This is a genomic window from Rhodococcus sp. YL-1 (assembly GCF_001942025.1).
In the GTDB taxonomy this organism is placed as follows: domain Bacteria; phylum Actinomycetota; class Actinomycetes; order Mycobacteriales; family Mycobacteriaceae; genus Rhodococcus_F; species Rhodococcus_F qingshengii.
In genome coordinates this window covers 186,469-203,713 of sequence record NZ_CP017300.1, presented here as the reverse complement: position 1 = coordinate 203,713, position 17,245 = coordinate 186,469, and the positions used below count along the sequence as shown (strand labels likewise).

At 60.2% G+C, this 17,245-nt stretch carries 15 protein-coding genes; 9 read left to right on the top strand and 6 right to left on the bottom strand.

Annotated features, from left to right (window positions below; translation table 11 throughout):
* Positions 1-109 precede the first annotated feature (109 nt).
* Together BH682_RS30625 and BH682_RS30615 are read left to right on the top strand one after the other, a co-directional pair.
* The gene (locus tag BH682_RS30625; protein WP_198174644.1) at positions 110-2,740 is read left to right on the top strand and encodes an FtsK/SpoIIIE domain-containing protein; all 2,631 of its coding nucleotides are present in this window, start codon (positions 110-112) and stop codon (positions 2,738-2,740) included.
* Between the two features lie 284 nt (positions 2,741-3,024).
* Complete coding sequence (locus BH682_RS30615; protein ID WP_075835718.1) at positions 3,025-3,240, top strand: hypothetical protein; 216 nt, start codon at positions 3,025-3,027, stop codon at positions 3,238-3,240.
* A gap of 45 nt (positions 3,241-3,285) precedes the next feature.
* Here BH682_RS30615 and BH682_RS30610 read toward each other — a convergent pair whose 3' ends face one another.
* On the bottom strand, positions 3,286-3,537 hold the full coding sequence (locus BH682_RS30610) for a hypothetical protein (RefSeq protein ID WP_064112213.1): 252 nt from the start codon (positions 3,535-3,537) through the stop codon (positions 3,286-3,288).
* A 270-nt stretch (positions 3,538-3,807) separates the two neighbouring features.
* On the opposite strand from BH682_RS30610, the gene BH682_RS30605 reads away from it, so the two are divergent.
* Complete coding sequence (locus BH682_RS30605) at positions 3,808-4,440, top strand: hypothetical protein (protein WP_156519167.1); 633 nt, start codon at positions 3,808-3,810, stop codon at positions 4,438-4,440.
* A 208-nt stretch (positions 4,441-4,648) separates the two neighbouring features.
* Positions 4,649-5,434: a metal-dependent hydrolase gene (locus BH682_RS30600; protein WP_064112202.1), complete on the top strand. Its 786-nt coding sequence runs from the start codon at positions 4,649-4,651 to the stop codon at positions 5,432-5,434.
* Positions 5,435-5,510: 76 nt separating this feature from the next.
* Here the strand turns inward: BH682_RS30600 and BH682_RS30595 are convergent, their stop codons facing one another.
* The 5 genes from BH682_RS30595 to BH682_RS30575 all read right to left on the bottom strand — a co-directional run bounded on the left by BH682_RS30595 (position 5,511) and on the right by BH682_RS30575 (position 12,493).
* Positions 5,511-5,792, bottom strand: coding sequence for a WhiB family transcriptional regulator (locus BH682_RS30595; RefSeq protein ID WP_064112201.1), 282 nt, complete (start codon positions 5,790-5,792; stop codon positions 5,511-5,513).
* A 46-nt stretch (positions 5,793-5,838) separates the two neighbouring features.
* Positions 5,839-6,936 carry a hypothetical protein gene (locus BH682_RS30590; RefSeq protein WP_064112200.1) on the bottom strand — a complete coding sequence of 366 codons (1,098 nt, stop codon included), beginning with the start codon at positions 6,934-6,936 and terminating at the stop codon, positions 5,839-5,841.
* 12 nt (positions 6,937-6,948) lie between these two features.
* On the bottom strand, positions 6,949-9,546 hold the full coding sequence (locus BH682_RS30585) for a hypothetical protein (protein WP_075835716.1): 2,598 nt from the start codon (positions 9,544-9,546) through the stop codon (positions 6,949-6,951).
* Between the two features lie 191 nt (positions 9,547-9,737).
* On the bottom strand, positions 9,738-10,757 hold the full coding sequence (locus BH682_RS30580; protein ID WP_064112199.1) for a hypothetical protein: 1,020 nt from the start codon (positions 10,755-10,757) through the stop codon (positions 9,738-9,740).
* 98 nt (positions 10,758-10,855) lie between these two features.
* The gene (locus tag BH682_RS30575; protein ID WP_157127662.1) at positions 10,856-12,493 is read right to left on the bottom strand and encodes a hypothetical protein; all 1,638 of its coding nucleotides are present in this window, start codon (positions 12,491-12,493) and stop codon (positions 10,856-10,858) included.
* Positions 12,494-12,601: 108 nt separating this feature from the next.
* On the opposite strand from BH682_RS30575, the gene BH682_RS30570 reads away from it, so the two are divergent.
* The 5 genes from BH682_RS30570 to BH682_RS30550 all read left to right on the top strand — a co-directional run bounded on the left by BH682_RS30570 (position 12,602) and on the right by BH682_RS30550 (position 17,236).
* Positions 12,602-13,849 carry an AAA family ATPase gene (locus BH682_RS30570; protein WP_075835713.1) on the top strand — a complete coding sequence of 416 codons (1,248 nt, stop codon included), beginning with the start codon at positions 12,602-12,604 and terminating at the stop codon, positions 13,847-13,849.
* A gap of 744 nt (positions 13,850-14,593) precedes the next feature.
* Entirely contained in the window at positions 14,594-15,298 is a 705-nt protein-coding gene (locus BH682_RS30565) for a hypothetical protein (protein ID WP_052959768.1), read from the top strand.
* 5 nt (positions 15,299-15,303) lie between these two features.
* Positions 15,304-15,714, top strand: a complete 411-nt coding sequence (locus BH682_RS30560) for a hypothetical protein (protein ID WP_058228294.1) — start codon at positions 15,304-15,306, stop codon at positions 15,712-15,714.
* A gap of 2 nt (positions 15,715-15,716) precedes the next feature.
* Positions 15,717-16,292 carry a hypothetical protein gene (locus BH682_RS30555; protein ID WP_047269095.1) on the top strand — a complete coding sequence of 192 codons (576 nt, stop codon included), beginning with the start codon at positions 15,717-15,719 and terminating at the stop codon, positions 16,290-16,292.
* Positions 16,277-17,236 (top strand): hypothetical protein, encoded by a 960-nt coding sequence (locus BH682_RS30550; RefSeq protein WP_164490648.1) that lies wholly within the window; start codon positions 16,277-16,279, stop codon positions 17,234-17,236. The genes BH682_RS30555 and BH682_RS30550 overlap by 16 nt, the downstream gene beginning before the upstream one ends.
* Positions 17,237-17,245: the final 9 nt, after the last annotated feature.

Genomic DNA, 17,245 nt, shown 5'->3' with positions numbered 1-17,245 from the left:
CCACAGCACATTGCCGAACCCAACCCCCCGACGAGCTGTCACGACAGCCATGGACACCGGAACCGTCACTGCAATCATTCCCCTATCGGAGACCACGAAAGGGGGAAGGGTGCCACGCACACGCCGCGGAACCGCCTTCTCTGCCCAACTGCAACAGCAACTGGCTGCATGGGCAAGACGACTATTGAACGACTGGGCGGTGTTGACCTGGACAGCTGACAGCGCCCGTGTCGGTCCCGTCACCGTCACGGCACTGAACTGGCTTTTCCTCATCGGCATCTCGACATTCGGGTTCCTGACCAACGGGCACTTGATGTGGATCGGCGTCGCCTCGGCCGCGTGGTTGGTGGTGACCATCGTGCGTGCCAGCATCGTGATGCCACGGCGCCGCAACACACTTGAAGCGATCTACTCCGGCCTGCAGAAACCGGCTGGGCTTCCATCAGGGACCGTCAGCCGACCTACGACCCCCTCCAAACACATCACCTCAATTCGATGGTCGTCATCACAGGCCATTCGCGCAGCCCAGCTGTCCGTTGGTGCCAGCAGTGCCTCTGTGGGGGCACCAATGCGACGACTGATCGTCGAGAAGGCCATTGAGCAGAGCGTTCCTGCACCGGCCGACATGGAGTGGGTGTTCAACTGGACTAAGTCGAACACCGTCGAGTTCGAAGCGGTCAACGGTGACGATCCACGAGTGGCGAAACAATTGATGGCCCGAAAGATCACTGCGACGCTGCGGTCCCTCTTCAAGATCACCGACCGGAACGCAGCAGATGGATACGCCCTCGACATCGCCGAATGGGCCGACGAAACTCGCGCAGACGGAGCAGTCGTTCCGATACCGACGCAGCTTCGTTTCGCAGCTGGAAGCCAAGACCTGACTGATCCGGGCTTTCGAGACACCCTCGAGCGCAGCTTCGACCGATCTGTGTCGTGCCCGGGCGAGTGGATCTACCTGTGGAACAAAGACGAGCAGGCCCTCGAAATCAGCAGGGCCGCCAAAGGATCTCTGGAAGCTCGCAGGAAGCTCAACGAACGAAAGTTTGCCGACGAAATCCGCTCCGCTATAACAAAACCAGGCAAAGACCCTGTCGTCGCTGTCGTCGAGACGTGGGCCGACGACGAATCGGACCAGCCGGCAACTATAGACGTGGACTTCGGAACACTCCCCCTCGGTGAACGCCGCCTCCGCGACAAGCTCGAAGACAGCCTCGATACCTCGATACACACGCGGTGGCCTGACGTCCGCTTGCTGTTCGACTGGAAGTTCGAGGGCGGTTCGACGCAACTGGCAATCATGTCTGTCGATCACAACGACGTCCGAGCGAAACAGAAATCGGTCGAAAAGAAACTCCGCAATGTTGTGGAGTCGAAGTTCGGAAAAGCCAGTACGCCAGTCGACTGCGACATCATCGAATGGCAGGAAGGCCTATCGCCCACCGGCGAAGCCCTCCCCCAGCGAGCGCGAGTGAACTTCGGATCCATCGACGTCAACAAACGCGAAACCAGGGACGAGTTCCAAGATCACTGGGACTCCCTCACTACGAACAACGACTGGGCATACTCATGGTCCACCGCAGATGGAATAGTCACGATGACCGCGGTCCCGCGACTACCAGATCAGCTGGCATTTCCGATGCCTGGCACGACCGCATTCGACGAAGCGATTACGCTGGCCCGCAAGGGAGTTCTACGTTTCGGCCCGCAGAAGGGCGGCGGCTGGCTCGACTGGGACCTCAACGAAACACCGCACGGATTAGTGGGAGGAAAAACCGGCCAGGGAAAATCTGTAGCTCTGTCGATCGTCTTGTTCTACGCGATGCTCTTGCCGGACGTCTACGAAGTTATCGTCTGTGATCCGAAGCGCACAGACTTCACCTGGACTCCAGAATTCCCCAGTGTCGTCCACTTCGCTGCGACCGACACCGAGATCGTCGACGCCGTGGCGCGAGCCAAACGGAGGATGGATGCCGGCCAAACGCTATTGAACAAGCTACAAGTCCGGAAGCTGTCCTGGCTACGAGAGAAGTACGCTGCGGATCCAGAGCTCGAGAAGGCGCACGGACCTGTACCTCGCCGCCTGATCCTTTTCTTCGACGAGCTCGCCGACTTCCTCGCGAAGGGCGCGAACAGCGACGTCGAAGAGCTGAAGGACGAAGCACGCGCCAACCTGGAGTCCATTGCTCGATTGGGCAGGGCGATCGAAGTGAACATCGTTGCGGCCGCTCAGAAGCCGGACGCCAAGATCATCTCCACACAGCTGCGTTCCCAGCTCGGCTTCAGGCTCGGTGTCGGTCCTCTCGACCAGTACGAATCACAGCAAATCCTCAACTCCGACCATGGCACCCGTTTCCCGGAAGAGGGAACACCGAAGGGTCGATCGTGGGCGTACGACCCCAAGAACGGCTATAGGCAAGTTCAGGTCATGTTCCTGCCCGACGACTCGATGGTGTGCCCGTGGGATGCCTCCATCATGTTGACGGGGTCGAAAGAGTTGGCGCGGGATCGCCTGATTGAGCTCGGGTTTGCGCAGACATCGATCACCAACTCCGATGGCGGTATCGAGCCGCGGTGGATCAGGGTGGAAAACGACGATGCGTGGCCATCAATTGACGTTCCCACCAACGCGGAGCGCGACTCCGAATCCTCAGACACGAAGCCTGAACTGGATTTTGGTGCCGGTCTCGGCGACCAGGAATTGAACGAATCTGATGATGTCGATCCGTGGAATCAGTAGCGAGCAAACCACATTGAAGGAGGGCAGGACATGAAACGGATAATCGCGGTTGTCGTCACGCTGGGAGTGCTGTGGGGGGTGGGTACGTGGTTCGGGGACGGGCAACTGATGTTCTCGCCTAGCTGGTTTCAGGCTACGAATCAGAAAGTGTCCGGATTCGTAAACAAGAGCGAGGACACTGTTCGAGACAAGCTTCCTGAACCGAACTTCACTGTCGAACTTCCACCCCCGGATGGATTCGCTCCATCCGAATCTGAGGACGTCGAGCCTTCGGCGGTGCCGTCATGAAGCTGATTGGGTATGCCGTCGCAATCCTCGTTGTGATTGGAATTGTCAAGGGCACCATCGATCTTGGCGATGGAAGCCAGTCAGTCGCTGACATCGCTGGCAGCATCCTCGGTGGCATCCGTGATACGACGGTCATGCTCATCCCGAAACTTATTTCGTGGGTAACTAGCCTGGTAGATCAGATTCCTGACGCGAAAGAGCTTCCAGCTTAGGCCCACCCGCAAGGCTACCGAGGTAGGTGCAGTGACGGATGGTACCTACCTCGGGAAGAGTTGTTCAGCGATCCTGTTGGCAAGTTCAGCGCGAGTATCGCCATCGCCGGGATGCGAATAGACCGGCGATGCGACATACCCTTCCTCGTGGGCTATCTGGACGGCGCCTGCGCACTCACGAAGAGACTCAACGAGTTCTGAAACGAAGTCGACGCCGGACGATGCTGGTGCATGGTCGGCGATAGCGTCAGAGAGGGCTTCGAGATAACGGACGGATTGTTCCAGTAGATCAGTCATGCCGACCACACTACCGGTGGAAACTCTTTGCACCGCAGCGGAATTACGGCTCACAGATAAGCGGTGACATTGCAGTCTTCGGCTGGGTCTCCGCTCGATCCTACAGAATTGCACTCGCCTTTCGGCGTGTCAGCCCTCGTGTCGGGTTCAGAACACACGGGAGGCACCTCGACCCAGTTCACTAAATGGGTGCTATACTTCTCTTGTTCCACACCGCATATGCAGGGTCTTACTCAGTACGACCGCAGCGGCAACGAGAGGAAACTGGCAATGGCCATCACGCAGAGAATCCACACCTCACTGGAATTCGGGTATGGATATGACACCGACATACCAGCCAACCTCGCGGCGAGGATTCTCGGAACGGCCCCAGCGACAACAAGAAAAGCTGTGCGCGCAGGGATCATTCCGTCTCCGAACACATTCGAAGTCGTCAGCAAGCTCGCAGACACTCCGGTCGTCGAATCGGTGCTCCTCGACGGCAAACCCGTCCCAGTTCTTCGTCTGGGGGAACTTCAGCAATCATCAGACCCGGACCGGGACAACATCGGATACCACTCGCGCATGAGTAACGACGCATTCACAGCCTCGTGTGATCGTTGGTGGCCGAAAATCGAGATGGTCTCGGCCGCAGGTGGTCTGCTTGTCGCGCACGGCGGATGGCTCGTCGGAGCGTTCAGCATCGGCACCGACCCTCGCGAAATCGACGACACAGGCAAGGTTTGGTACGACGCTGCACTCATCGCTCGCTGCAGAGATGCCTACGCAGGACACATCGAAGTGGAAGAAGGCACAGAGGGACATCCCATGGCGGAAATAGCACGCCGTGTCCTCGGAGGACGCGTCTTCGGTGGGCAGGGTGGAAGTTTCACTCGCCTATCGGGTGACCAATCGCAGGTCTAACACCAAGGACTCGACGAAATTGTCGGTGCCCCCAAAGTTTGCGATCGGGGCACCGGCCATTTCCTTGGTGGCCAATACCGATCGTCATGAAAGCGGCTATTCATCAAGGCCGTGAGGTTCGCAGCCCCGGATTCTGGTCGTAGTTCGCCGATCACCGGAAGTCCGGTTTCTAGGCTGTCTCCATCGGAGATGACGAGAGGCACACGACATGGTGATGGGGCCCACGCACGCAATGAGCGGCGCAGCCACAGGATTGGCGATAGCTGCGGTATTACCGCCCGAGTGGGGAGGTCCGACGTCCATTCCTGGCGCATTCATATTCGCCGGCATTACAGCCGGCGCTGCCCTCCTCCCGGACTTGGACAGCCCACAGGCCACAATTGCCCGTAGTTTCGGACCACTCAGCCAGGCAGTCGCTCATGTGGTGGAACGGATCTCGTTGGCATTCCACTCTTTGACGTCGACGAAGCGTGACGACAATCGGGAGAACGGCCATCGCACCACCACTCACACTCTCGGGTTCGCTGTGCTTGCCGGCATGGCGGTGACAGCGCTGGTGACAGCGTTTGGGAAACCTGCGACGATCGGCGTTTTGTTCCTGATGCTGGGGTTGGCGATCCGAGGGCTGTTCCCTCAATGGGTGAAGAAGAACGATTGGCTGGCTGTGACCGGTGCAGCAGCGGGGCTATCGGTATTGACCTGGGTGGCGGCACCGGAGTCTGTGTCGGGGGTAGCGCTGGGCGCGGCCGTAACGGTCGGTGTGATCACACATTTGCTCGGTGATGCCGGCACGAAGATGGGTGTGCCGATGCTGGCGCCGTTCGTGAAGATCAACGGAAAGCGTTGGTGGGATGTCGCTCCGCCGGCAGCGGTGCGTATCAAGGCGTCGGGTCCAGCGGACAAAATTCTGCTCGGTGCCTTCACATGCATTGCGGTCGCCTTGGCGTACGTGGTTGTGTTCTCCCCGGCATCGGTCGGGATGGGCTGGTCGTAGAAGCGGCATCACCCCGGCTGCATTTGCGCTGCCGGGGTGATGCTTTCGTTCTTTCGCTTTCAGCTGGTTTCCGTTCCTACAGTTCTGCGGCGAGGTCGCGGAGTGGCCTTATCCGGACCTTGCCGTGTTCGAGGAGTTGTCCGCCCCAGACCCCTGTTTCGCGGGATTGCTGGGCGAATTGCAGACATCGACTTGTGAGGGGGCACTGTGCGCACACCTGCTTCGCGATGGCGATTGCTTCGTTGTTTCGCGGAAACCAGAGATCGGGGTTGGCTGCATCTCGGCACAGCGGTGCGGGCTGACTGTCTTCGCCGGAGACCAGGTCGCTGTACGTCGTTGGAATTTGCTTGAGTTTCATGGTTTTGGCTCCTTTCTCGTCCGGTGAGGCCAGTCGGAGGTAGCGGTTAGTACATATCGTCGATGCGGAAATCTGATTCCTCGAGCACCGCGTCGAGCGCCGACTTCGCTGCTATGGCCTCTTCGAGGAAATCTTTCGCAGTCGCGACTTGGCTGCGGAACGCATGGAGTTCGGTGTCGTCCACGGCGTCGAGGAAGTCCGGCAGTTTGCTTCGGACGGCAGCAACGTCGGGTAGGCGTTCGCCGATCGAGTTGATGTCCTGCAGGTGGCGGACGAAGTCTCCGTGCTCCCGGAGCGCAGTCATCGCCGACTTCATGTCCAGGTGAGTGCCGTCGTGGGCCCCTGGCGGTACCGGCGGCAGATTTTCATTGCCTCCGCCCTCGAATGCTGCTGTCGCTGCTCCATTTTGCCCGCCGCCGTGAGCTGGTTGAGGGCCGCTGTCCGGAGAGTAAGAACCGTCGACGTCTTCATCGTTGGAGGTTGCAGGTTTGCGTGGTGAGACTGCTCTCCCCCCGAATTCGCCTTCGCCTTGGATGGAATCGAAGTCGCCTGATGGTGCTTCGGGCGGCACATCGTCGGGGTCCGGTTGTGCTCTCGGTTTACGTCCTGCGTTCTCGTTGATGACGTCGTCGATTACACCGCTGACGTCGTCGGCCGTCGCGTGCTTTCCTCGTGCGATTTGGTCGACTCGGTCGGCGATCTGATCGACCAGATCGCGGTCCCCTGCTCGATCGACGCCTGGCGAGATTTCTCGCAGTGGCCGCTCCGGGATTTCGAGTTCAGTCATGTCGACACCGGTGCGCTCGGCGACCGCCCATGTCAACCAGGCGACACGCGCCATCCGGTGAACGTGCGAGTCCCCGTATGGCGCACCGGTCCGCGGATTGATTAACGATCCGCGGAACTCGCTGAGCAGCATCTCTCGTGGCGTCGGGTACCCCAATGCCTCGTGGGCACGCCGTACGAACAGTTGTCGCATCGTCGACTGAAACGTGTCGGCTGCGTGGATCGCCTTGCTGATCAGCTCGCGCGCTTCATCAGGGCTGCATGGGCCCTCACCGGCGGCCCGTACGTCACCTTCCGCGATATCGAGCCCACCAGCTGCTGCGGCGACGGCCGCGTCGATCTCGTCTGTCATGGACATGATCGTTCCCCGCTACCGTGCTGCAGCGCTTTGGCCGGCGATTGCCGGGTCAGCGCCCTGGTTGTTCTGTCCACGAGTGGCTGTCTGGCGTTCCCGGTTCGCTTCTGCGCGTTCCGGATCGATGCGGGTGACCCATTCGGAGGGCCGGATCCGTTCGGGGTCGCCTGCTGCCCGTTCGAGAGCTGAATGGCGGGCGGACGGAGTGGGCGCGATGTAGAAGCCACGTCGGCCCTTGAGCGCAGGTGTGCCGAGGAGTGTTGCCAGCTCTTGGCGGTAGTAGCTTTCCTGGCTCGTTCCGCGGTGCTTAGGCGGAATATCGACGGTGATGCCGCCGTCCTTGTCTGGGCGCACCGAGAATGAAACACGCGGTGGTCGGCCGGCGAGGAGCTTACGGACTCGGTAGGTGACCTGTTTAGTGTCGTCGAGGTCTACAGGCTTACCGGTGCGCTTGGACTGCTCCAGTGACCGATCCCATTGTGTTGGTTCGGGGATCGGGTTTCCGTTGGTGTCGCGGGGAGGCAATGCGGCGGGCGCTGCCATGCTGGCGCCGCTGCTGGGTCGGGCTTTGTAGGCTTCGGCGAACTCCGCGTTCGCGCTGGCCCTCATCTTCTGAATCTTCCCGTAGGACAGTCGTTCCTGGGCCCCGATCGGTGCGTCGGCGGCGACGTTGTCCGCAACGGTGGGGCCACCTGGCTGCGATTTTCCGGCGTTCCCGGCTTCGTATCGGCGTGCGAGGACGTTGCTGGTTGCCGCGATGTGGCGGCACCAGGATCGTTTGGAGTAGTCCTCGCAGCTGCATTTCAGGCCGCGTCCGCCCGCAGCGGAGTGTGGGGAGAACACTCGACGGCCGTCGAGGTCTTCCCACACTGCGACGGTGCCGGACACTGTGGCGTCTGGATAGCTGGCGCGGACGGGTGGGTTGGCGATGTGTCCGCCGTTGGACGTGCTGAGGACGTCGGCTGCGCGCGCGGTGACGATGGTGCCTTCAACGGGCTCGTTGTTTTCTCCGCGAACCCGGATGGTACGACTTTCGGTGGTGAAAGACTGTCGACGGTGCATCGGCTTCGCGACCTGTCCGCCGTCGTTGCCTTTCGTCTTCGCCAGAAGGGTCCGATAAGCGCTGCTCGCTGCGAGTTCGCGGGCCTTGTATTCCTCGCTTGGGCTACCCGGGACAGGGCAGCGGTGCCCGCTGTTGAGGGATGCGAATTGACCGCAGGAAGGGCACTTTCGCTGTACGAGAGATTCGGCGTAATCGTCTTCGTTCTCGAAACCGTAGTTGTCGAGTTTCGCTCCCCTGATCATGCCGAGATCGTTGATGGCCTGCCCGAATGCTTCATCGCTGTCGAGCATTGCCTGCACGTTCTCTGGAGATACTCGCCGCATGAAGGGTCTCGCTGTCCGCCGTTCACCGGACTTGGTGGTGTAGTCATGTGGGCGTACGACCAGAAGCCCGTTCTCGGGGTTGTAGGAGACGTCTTTGATCCATGACGCGGATCCCCCGCGTGCTTCGAGCTCCTTGTCGAGTCGCTTCTCCTGACGGCTGATCTGGCGTTGTGCGTCGCGCAGCTCCGCATCGTCCATCTCGGGGTTTCCGGCGAGTACTCCGCTGAGGCGCTGTTCATTGGCGGCCCTGAAAGCGGCGACGTCCTCGTACTGGCCGGGAAAGTGGGTATCCATGCCGGCCTGCAGTTCCTTGTCGGAACGCGAGAGCATCTTGCGGATTCGTCCGGCTTCCGCTGTGCGGTTGATGATTTCGGTCTGCTGCTGGAGTGACTTCTTCTTGCTGACGATGTCGCCGTTGGGGCAGGCCGCGCCGAGGTGCCCGAATTGGCCACACTGTTCGCAACGTATCTGTGCGCCTTCGGATTTGGGATCAATGAAGGAGCGCAGTTTGTGCTCGGGGCGGATCGCTGGTCTGGTCTCATGCGAGTGGACAGCGGCAAGTCGGCGTTGTTCCATCTGTCGCATGGTGTCGCGAGCACGACCGGAAATACCCAGGTCGGACTGGTCGCGGGCCGTGATGCCGGCGCCCTTCAGGCTGTTGCGGTAGTCGTCGGTGAGGCTGATGTTCGAGAAGTCACCCTTGCGGTTCATCAGAGTGTTCCACTCGCGTTGAGCTTCTCCCATGCTGATTCCTCGGTGGCGGGCGTTCATTTCGAGGAAATTGTCTTTCGCGGGTCCGATGCGTTCGAGGATTCCACCCATGCGCATGACTGATGCCAGCTGTGCCGGGGTGTTCTGTTGTTCCGGCCCCAACGGCTTACCGTGTTCGTCTTTCCCTGTTTTCAGCCGGTCGAGTTCTTGGTCGATCCGTGTGATGTATCCCGGCTGTCCTCCGCGGCCCGGGGAGACACGGTACTTCGACTCGTCGGAGAACGCAGTGGAGTCGGCGACGTCTTGACGGACGGCCTCCCAGACCTTGATCTGGGTTTGGCGCCACTGTTCGGGGTCTTGTGTGAACTGCCGATTCATGTCTTCGAGTTGGTGTGTGAACTCGTGCTGGGTCGACTGAACCTCGGCGTCGTGGAAGGCGCTTCCGCCCATCTGCCGTTGCAGTGCTTTCGTGAATCCGATGGTGAACGAGCGGCCCTTGTTTTCGCGGCAAACCATGCCGTTACCTCCCTGTGAGGTGGTGGATGTGGAGATCTCCGATAGGTGACATCATGCCGCCTTTGGCGCGAGTGCGCCAGCACCCTGTCCGGCTATAACTGCAGGCCAGGCCCTTGTTTCTGAGACGTGGCGGGTGCTGTGTTGTATGTGTAGTACAGATATCGCAGACACTTCGTGTGCCAGTGAGTACCTCATGAATCATGGTGCGATTGTGCTGGGGATCCTTCGGCCAAACGCGCCTCGTTTGCCGCTTCGACAAGGATCGATTCGGCGCCTCGAAAGAAGTCGTCCGGTTGTTCGGTCGGGGTGACTTTCAGGTGTACGAGTCCTGCGTCACTGAGCGATTCGAGGTAGTCGTCCGGCGTGTCGATACGAAGGATCACCAGGTTGCTCCGGGTCTGAACCTCGACCTCTTCGTCGTGCTCGTCCAGTCGGATGATTGCTGACTCTGGGAAAGGGATCGGCTCCCAGGGTGAGTAGTCACCAGTGTTGACGACAAGGCGTGTGTCAGCTGTCCAGACCCCTCGTTCCACGGTCGTCTGTATGAGGGTGCCGTCGACTCCGTCGATAGAGATCGGTACTTCTTCGATGACACCGGCCGGTGACTGACCATTCGGGTCTCCGGCGGACAGGAGAAGTGCGCGCTGCTCATCAGTCATGACAAGCCAGCTGCCATCGGCATGGGCCTCGTCGTTGATAGCGCTTTGCAGACGGACGCGTTGACCATCCGCATGACGCCGGCGGATCAGCGCCATCTCGTACTTGATGCGAGCTTGCTTGTCCTTGTATGCCATGTGAGCGGCGAACACAGCCAGCTCAGCTTCCGACACAGATTCACCAAGGTCGTCGCCTGGCGGCAAGCCGGCGACTGCTGCGATCTCGTCGACGGGTTCGAGGTCGGACTCGTCGGGTGCAGGGACTGGGTGCAGATCGAGTTCGTCTAGGGCTGCAGTCAGTTCGGCATATCGGTCACCGAGCATCACCGCCAGGACATCATCGACTCGGTCGGCATAGACGCGGACACCTTCGAAAGCTGCGTCGTACAAGAACGGTCGAATCTGACCGACCATCGGGACCAATCGCCCATGTGCTTCGCCGACCGCGTGAACGTGTCCGTCGTCGATGACGAGCGGTCCGCATGTCTTGGTCGGATCCGCGGCCGCAGCGTCCTGGCGACTGATCGGGGTGATGCGGGGTGGTGTGTGAGTCATGGGTGACACCTTCCTGCCGGCGATGCCGGCAACCGTGAGTACAGATCACGGTAGAGGTGGGTGTTCCGGTCATTGATGGCTCACAAACAGCCCCATTCTCAGGCTCGTTCGAGCTCGTCGATCACTGCCTGGGAAACGACGGCGATGAATGATTCCGGTGTCACCGAGGTGAGGACCGTTGTGCGCTCAGGGATCACAGGGGCCGTCACCTTCGCTGAGGGCAGCACCCACAACACGATCGTTCCGGAGTCTCGAAGCAGGTCGATCGCGTTGTCAATGGCTGCGGCGTCGTCGGCCGGCAGCTTCCCGTCCGTCAGAACGACGACGATCCGTGCCCCGGTCCTGTTGAGAATGTCACTGTCTGCGATCACCTCGGTCAGCGCGATGTCGCAGCCGTCGGATCCGGATCCGCTGTCGACGACACGGGGCACCTGGGCGGGGGCCGTTCCGGCCTTGATGACGTCGAAAGTGCCACCGCCGAACCCTCGCACCGTGCAGGTACCGCCGAGTTGATGCACTGCGGACGCTGTCGCCCAGCCCAAAGGTCCGGCGTAGTTCGCCCACCGCGCCATTGTCAGTGACGCGTCGAAGACCATCGCGAAGGTCAACTGCACCCGCGCTCGAGGTGCGATCCTCTGCTGAGTCCATGGCTTCGCGGTCGCTTGCAATCCCAATTGGGTTTGCGCGCTGTAGCGGACCAGTTCCCGGGGGTTGAGGCGACCAGCTGGATACGCCACGGCCACCGAGCGCACACCCGGCGATCGGTAGCTTGCTTCAGACAGCTTGTCGGCGAACAGGTCCCGTGCTGTGCGCTCGGCATCCGTGGGGTCGGAGTAGCTGAGCATTCGACTACGCGGCAATCCGATCCCAGCGGCGTCGAGAGGTTCTTCCACCAGCCCCGACCGGTTTCCAACGATTTCGAGTCCGGTCCCGTTGAAACGCGCTGCGATATCGAGCGCTTCGGCGACAGCGGCCTTGATGGCGGTCTCGATCGGCTCGATGATCTGTTGCACTACTTCGGCTGTGAGGGCCGTGTTTGGAATACCTTCAACTGCAGCGTCGACTGCTGCGCTGAAATCTGCGCCGACTGATTCCCATCGAGCGTGGTCGTGAGCGTCGAGACGCGTTGCCGTACGCCAGATTTTCACACAATTGGCTAACCTGTCGTGCCCGCAATGGTGCACGATCCACTGTTTCGCTCGCCGTATCATCAAGCCCGGCACCACAAGTAAATCCACTCGCGGGAGAACACCGGCGAGTAGGACACGCGCCAACTCCCTCTGAGTCAGCAAAGGTGGCATGGGAGCAAGCATTCCGAGTGCAGCGTGCAGGATGGTGCGCTCTCCGTCCCTCGCTACTGCCAGCTTCGACTCACAAACGATCTGCGCCAGGTCTCGCGCGGCCGCCCATGCCTCGGTTCCTCCGTGCTCGGGGTTCTGCCACCATCCGTCCACTGCGAAGACACTGAGTCGGGAGACGATCAAGCCCGACGCCTCTGGATGCGCCATGCGATGCACCATCGAATCCATGCGTGTATCAGGACTGATAACAGCGCCCATCCGCGCGACGTCGATGAGCAAACGGTTCGGGGAGAAGGCTGACAGCACTGGCGTTTCGAGCAACGCGGTGCCGTCGATGCCGAACAGGTGGACATCGACGGTGGTGTCCACGAGTTCGCGTGAAGCTGCTCGGATGGACTGCACCGTACGAATCCAGATGTCCGGAACTGTGCTCAATATGATCACTCCAATGTCTCGACCGCGGGCATCGTCAACATTGTGTCTGGACCGGTTCCGGTACAGGCAACTGCCGGATCTACTCGGTGGACTGAGAAAGGGCTTCGTGTGATTGTCTACGGGATCTCATACACCACGGACCGATTTGCGCATGAGGTCAAAGAGGCGCATGTCGCCTTCGCTACGGATGCCGGAGTGTATGTGTCCGGTCACGTCGACGACCTGGTGATCGCGAGGACTGAACCGACTGTTGAGGCATTGACCGCTCTCGGGTTCCGGGTGCAGGAAGCCGCGGAGAAGGCTGCAGCTGATGCTGAACGGAATGTGCCCGGCGGTGTTCCGTACCAGCCGATGATCACCTCGATGCCAGGAGACAGCGACGCGATCCCCGATGACAACGCCCAAGCCTGGCATGCGATCGCGCTGCGTCTGGCTGACCGATACGCGGGAATGGGCGGCCAATACGGCAGCGTCGAGGAATTCGTGGAAAAGGCCCAATGGGCCAGAAGGGAAGTTGAACAGAACTCGGAAGGCCCCACCACCCCCACCTTTGTCGACGGCTACATCCCTCGCAGCGTTGACGGCGTCCACACTGACATTGAGATCTTGCGGCAAGCCCGCACATACGGGATGCACGTCATCCAATCCGGTCCGCCGGGGACCGGGAAGTCAACGTCAGCGACCGCTGCGCACGGCGACCATCTCCTTACCATCGCCTGCTACGACGGAATGACTTTCCAAGACTTGGTCGGGCAGTACCTCCCAGTGCCTGGCGAGGCAGGCGTGTTCCGGTACGTCGACGGCGCTCTGGTGACAGCGATGCTCACTGGCCGACCACTATTGCTCGATGATTTCGGGTGGATGCCGTCGGGCGTGCAGGCCACGCTGCTCCCTGTTCTCGATCACCGACGGACCTTGACGGTGCTCGACCGCCCCGACGAGCAGGTTATTACGGCGGCAGAAGGATTCTGCGTGATCATCAACCTCAATCCCGGTATCGGGTTCGGGGTGACCAGCCCAATCCGGGACAGGTCGGCGTTTGAACTGCACGTACCTGTGGACCTCAAGGCCGCCTCGAAACTCGATATTCCCGCAGGGTTCATCGAGGTGGCTCAGCATCTGCACACTCTGGCTGACGGCGAAGCCGCCAATGGCATTCGCCGTTGGGTTCCGTCGATGCGATCTCTGATCAAAGCGCGTGATCTCACGATGGTGTTCGATGAGCATTTCGCTGCGTGCGCAATGTTGGGCGAATGCCCGGATGGGGAACAGCGGATGAAGTTGCAGTCTCTGCTCACGACAGAACTCGGACTGGGTATTGATGTCCCTGAACCGTTGCAGGCACGGTCACTCTAAGAAAGCCGGCAGGGCGCTGCAGGGAATGCTCCCCGCAGCGCCCCGAGGTGCATCGAAGAGTCCGCGATCCGTGGCCGGGCCTCACACCGACCACGTGCGACTACAACGAGCCACGACCGACGACGCGGAGGGTTTGCGTCGATCTGTCGTGCGCACCAGCACCGAAAGGTGCCATCGTGCTGCAACACCATCGTAGGGCAGTCGGCGTCGGTGTCGCACGATCTCTGGTTCGTACGACCGCTTGAATCTGGTGTCGGTGTTCGTTTGGCTCGGCGGGGCCCAAGCCGTGATGAGCCGTCTAAAGGAGCGTTACATCCTTTTGAAGTGAGGACTAAGGTCCTAGTACTTTTTGATGAGACATCTAGCCCAATTGATGAGTGGGCACTCCCTTCAGAATTAGACGCAGAAAAGCGGTCGGGCCCGCCAGTTTCCTGGCTGGGCCCGACCGCTTCACTTCTACCTGCAATAACACTCGTATTCGGCGTGCCGAGTACGTGGCTAGATGCAGTTGGCGTTTGCCGCCGCGGTGCGCATCTCCGATGTCTCGAAAACCTAGCCGAACAAAATTGGGTTTGCAAGCCAACAAATCTACAACTTATGTGCTTAAACCTTGCATTAAATCTACGTCGAATTATGCCGTCACCCAACAATTTTAGAATTCACCCCACCACCCTGACGACGCCCGCGGCCAAAGATGGGCGATTCCGGTTGGGATAAGTTGGCCCGCAAGGTAAAGTTTCGGCGGTGACCAGCCCTGAGAAGCGATTCGGAGACATCGTCGCCAAGCGACGGTCAGCTCTCGGGCTCAATCGCAAGCAAGTGCAGCAGAACGGTGGCCCCTCCGACACCAAACTCGCAGCGATCGAATCAGGCGACTCGGACGCCCGAATGCACAGCTCAACGCTTGAAAAGCTCGACACCGCACTGCAATGGGTGCCAGGCAGCGCATCGCGAGCACTCAGCGGCGGTGAGCCAACACCGCTCTCCTCCCAAGGGGAAGCCTTACGTTTTGGCCCCAACGAGGTCGCGGTGCCGATCGTCGATCTCACGTCCCTGATACGTGCCACGGACACACTCAACATGGCGCTACTCGATCTCGACTCCCCTTCGGACGACGTCAAGAGTTCCTTCGCGGAGCTCTCCGCCGTCGTTTCCAGACTCACCCTGATCAAAGTCATCGACTTGTTCGAGCGGAACGCGGGCCCCGATCATCCACCGCCGCCGAATCTGGATCTCATCTTCGGCACTCATCTCAACCAACCCGCGGAACGACAAGGTGCAGATCCGACAGATCTCGAAGACCGCCTGTACCTACGCTGGTTGGCCCATCGCCGCGTCAACATAGATGCAGCCACCGAACATCGGTTCCGGCAACGGTGGTTCGATCACCAACCACTACAACCATCGAACATCAGCCAGCCGTTCACATCAGAGAGCGGTGGAGAATGAGCGCCATGAGTCTATCCGCGCGAGTGCAGAAGCTGTTCGACGCAGCCAATTCGGCTGGACGTACCGACACAGCAGAATCGGTCGCAGCCGCAGTTGGCGCCGCGCTGAGCCGAACCCTCAGCAGGGCAGACATACAGGCGTTGCTCGACGGTGCAGACACACCAGACAACGAAGTCCTGGCCACCGTCGCTGCCCACTTCGAGGCGCCGGCCTCCTATCTGACCGGCACTCCCGAGGAACAGGCCGACTACGACGCACAGCTGGACTTCTACTTCAGTTTGACCACCAGCCAGCTCTCCACCATTGCGCTACGCGCGCGCAACGCGAACATGCCGTCTGCGGCGGTCAACGCGTTGACCAATCTGATCAACGAAACTCACGAAAAGTACGGCGACCCTAACGGCCAAGTCTCGTAGACATGGATGCTCTCGAAGACGCTCCCACCCCCGAGGAGCTTGCCCGCAGGGCGCTCGCAACCCTCCCCTTCTCGCGGCCGTGGTCAATCGAATCGTTCATCGCCGAGCTCGGGCTTCGCATCAACCGCCTGATCATCGTCGAGGATCTTCCGATCGATCTTCACAGTGAGATCACCGGGCTCTGGATACCCGCCAAACGACGGGACGTGATCTACGTCCGACATGACGCCGAAGGCAAATACCGCGAGCACATCATCTGCCATGAACTCGCACACATCGTCATGGCTCATCAGAAGAGCAACAAACAGGACTTCCTCGAGTACCTACGCACGAATATTCGCCGGGTCTCACCGCAGCTGCCGGACTACATGATCCACCGACTTGCGTTGTCACAGGTCTGCTTCACCCGTTCCACCCACACACTCCACCCGGTCGAAGTAGAGGCTGAGGAGCTGGCGACACTGATCATGGCTAAGGCCGACGAGATGCGTGCCCCCCTCTACCCAGACGATCTGCCGGAGACGCAGAAGAACCTCCTCCTACGTCTCGCAGGGATGATGGGTTGGCAAGTGCAGTGACTCTTTACAACTTCGCAGGCACACTCGTCCCGATCGCGCTCTTGACGTTTGTCGCGTTCAGAATCCCGATGTGGAAACGGAACCCGGACAGTCGGCCCCTCACAAAAGTGTTGGCCGCCCTCGGTTTAGGTCAAGCCGCGCGCATCCCCGTACTCTCCGACGACTACGTCGATGTTTGGCTTCACGACCTGACAGGTATCTGGAACATTCCGGACGCCACTGCGGTTCTGCTCGGAACTTTCGCCTTCTGCTGCATCGGCGAAGCCGTGGCAACTGTCGTTCAAAGCCCGTCATTCAACAAGACACGCCACCGACTGTTCACAGCAACTATGGTCACCGTTGCCGGCGTCGGGTTCCTGCTGTCGCCAGCGACTGACACGCCGACGAACTTCGTCTCGCGTGATTTCCCGCCCACTGGACCACTTTTGCTCTACTGGGGCGCGTATCTGGGGACATTGCTTTACGCGTTGGTGTTCGCGCTGTACTACCTCTTCGGGTTGCTCAGGGAACGCAGAGTGCGCAGCGGGCCGCTCGGTCGAATAGTGGCCGTTCTCGCCGCAGCATGTTCTCTCGGGTTTCTCTACGGGATCAACAAATTGCTGTATCTAGTTCTCCAAGCCGCTGGCGTCGAGAACTGGTACACCGATCATGCCCAGACGATCACATTGGTACTTGTCCTTGGCCCGATGATCATCGCGGGCTACGCACTTCTCGTGTTTGCGACCGCGATACTTCCGGACCGGTTGCGGCGCTATCAAGCGATCCGCGCCTACAGCGCGGAATACGAAAAGATCGTTGCCACAGGAACAAACATGCTCATCCCACGCGACGCGGCCGTGTACAGCACCCGCCGCGCCGCGTGGAAAGGCAGCCGAACACCTGTTGCTACGCACCGCATGATGGTTGTGTTGTCCGACGCTGCGAAGGGCCCAGTCTCGGCGTAGTCGAGTTGT

Excerpts from the sequence above, each read along its gene's own strand:
- BH682_RS30615 (WP_075835718.1), top strand. The coding sequence starts at position 3,025 with ATGAAGCTGATTGGGTATGCCGTCGCAATCCTCGTTGTGATTGGAATT.
- BH682_RS30610 (WP_064112213.1), bottom strand. The coding sequence starts at position 3,537 with ATGACTGATCTACTGGAACAATCCGTCCGTTATCTCGAAGCCCTCTCT.
- BH682_RS30605 (WP_156519167.1), top strand. The coding sequence starts at position 3,808 with ATGGCCATCACGCAGAGAATCCACACCTCACTGGAATTCGGGTATGGA.
- BH682_RS30600 (WP_064112202.1), top strand. The coding sequence starts at position 4,649 with ATGGTGATGGGGCCCACGCACGCAATGAGCGGCGCAGCCACAGGATTG.
- BH682_RS30595 (WP_064112201.1), bottom strand. The coding sequence starts at position 5,792 with ATGAAACTCAAGCAAATTCCAACGACGTACAGCGACCTGGTCTCCGGC.
- BH682_RS30590 (WP_064112200.1), bottom strand. The coding sequence starts at position 6,936 with ATGTCCATGACAGACGAGATCGACGCGGCCGTCGCCGCAGCAGCTGGT.
- BH682_RS30585 (WP_075835716.1), bottom strand. The coding sequence starts at position 9,546 with ATGGTTTGCCGCGAAAACAAGGGCCGCTCGTTCACCATCGGATTCACG.
- BH682_RS30580 (WP_064112199.1), bottom strand. The coding sequence starts at position 10,757 with ATGACTCACACACCACCCCGCATCACCCCGATCAGTCGCCAGGACGCT.
- BH682_RS30560 (WP_058228294.1), top strand. The coding sequence starts at position 15,304 with ATGAGTCTATCCGCGCGAGTGCAGAAGCTGTTCGACGCAGCCAATTCG.
- BH682_RS30555 (WP_047269095.1), top strand. The coding sequence starts at position 15,717 with ATGGATGCTCTCGAAGACGCTCCCACCCCCGAGGAGCTTGCCCGCAGG.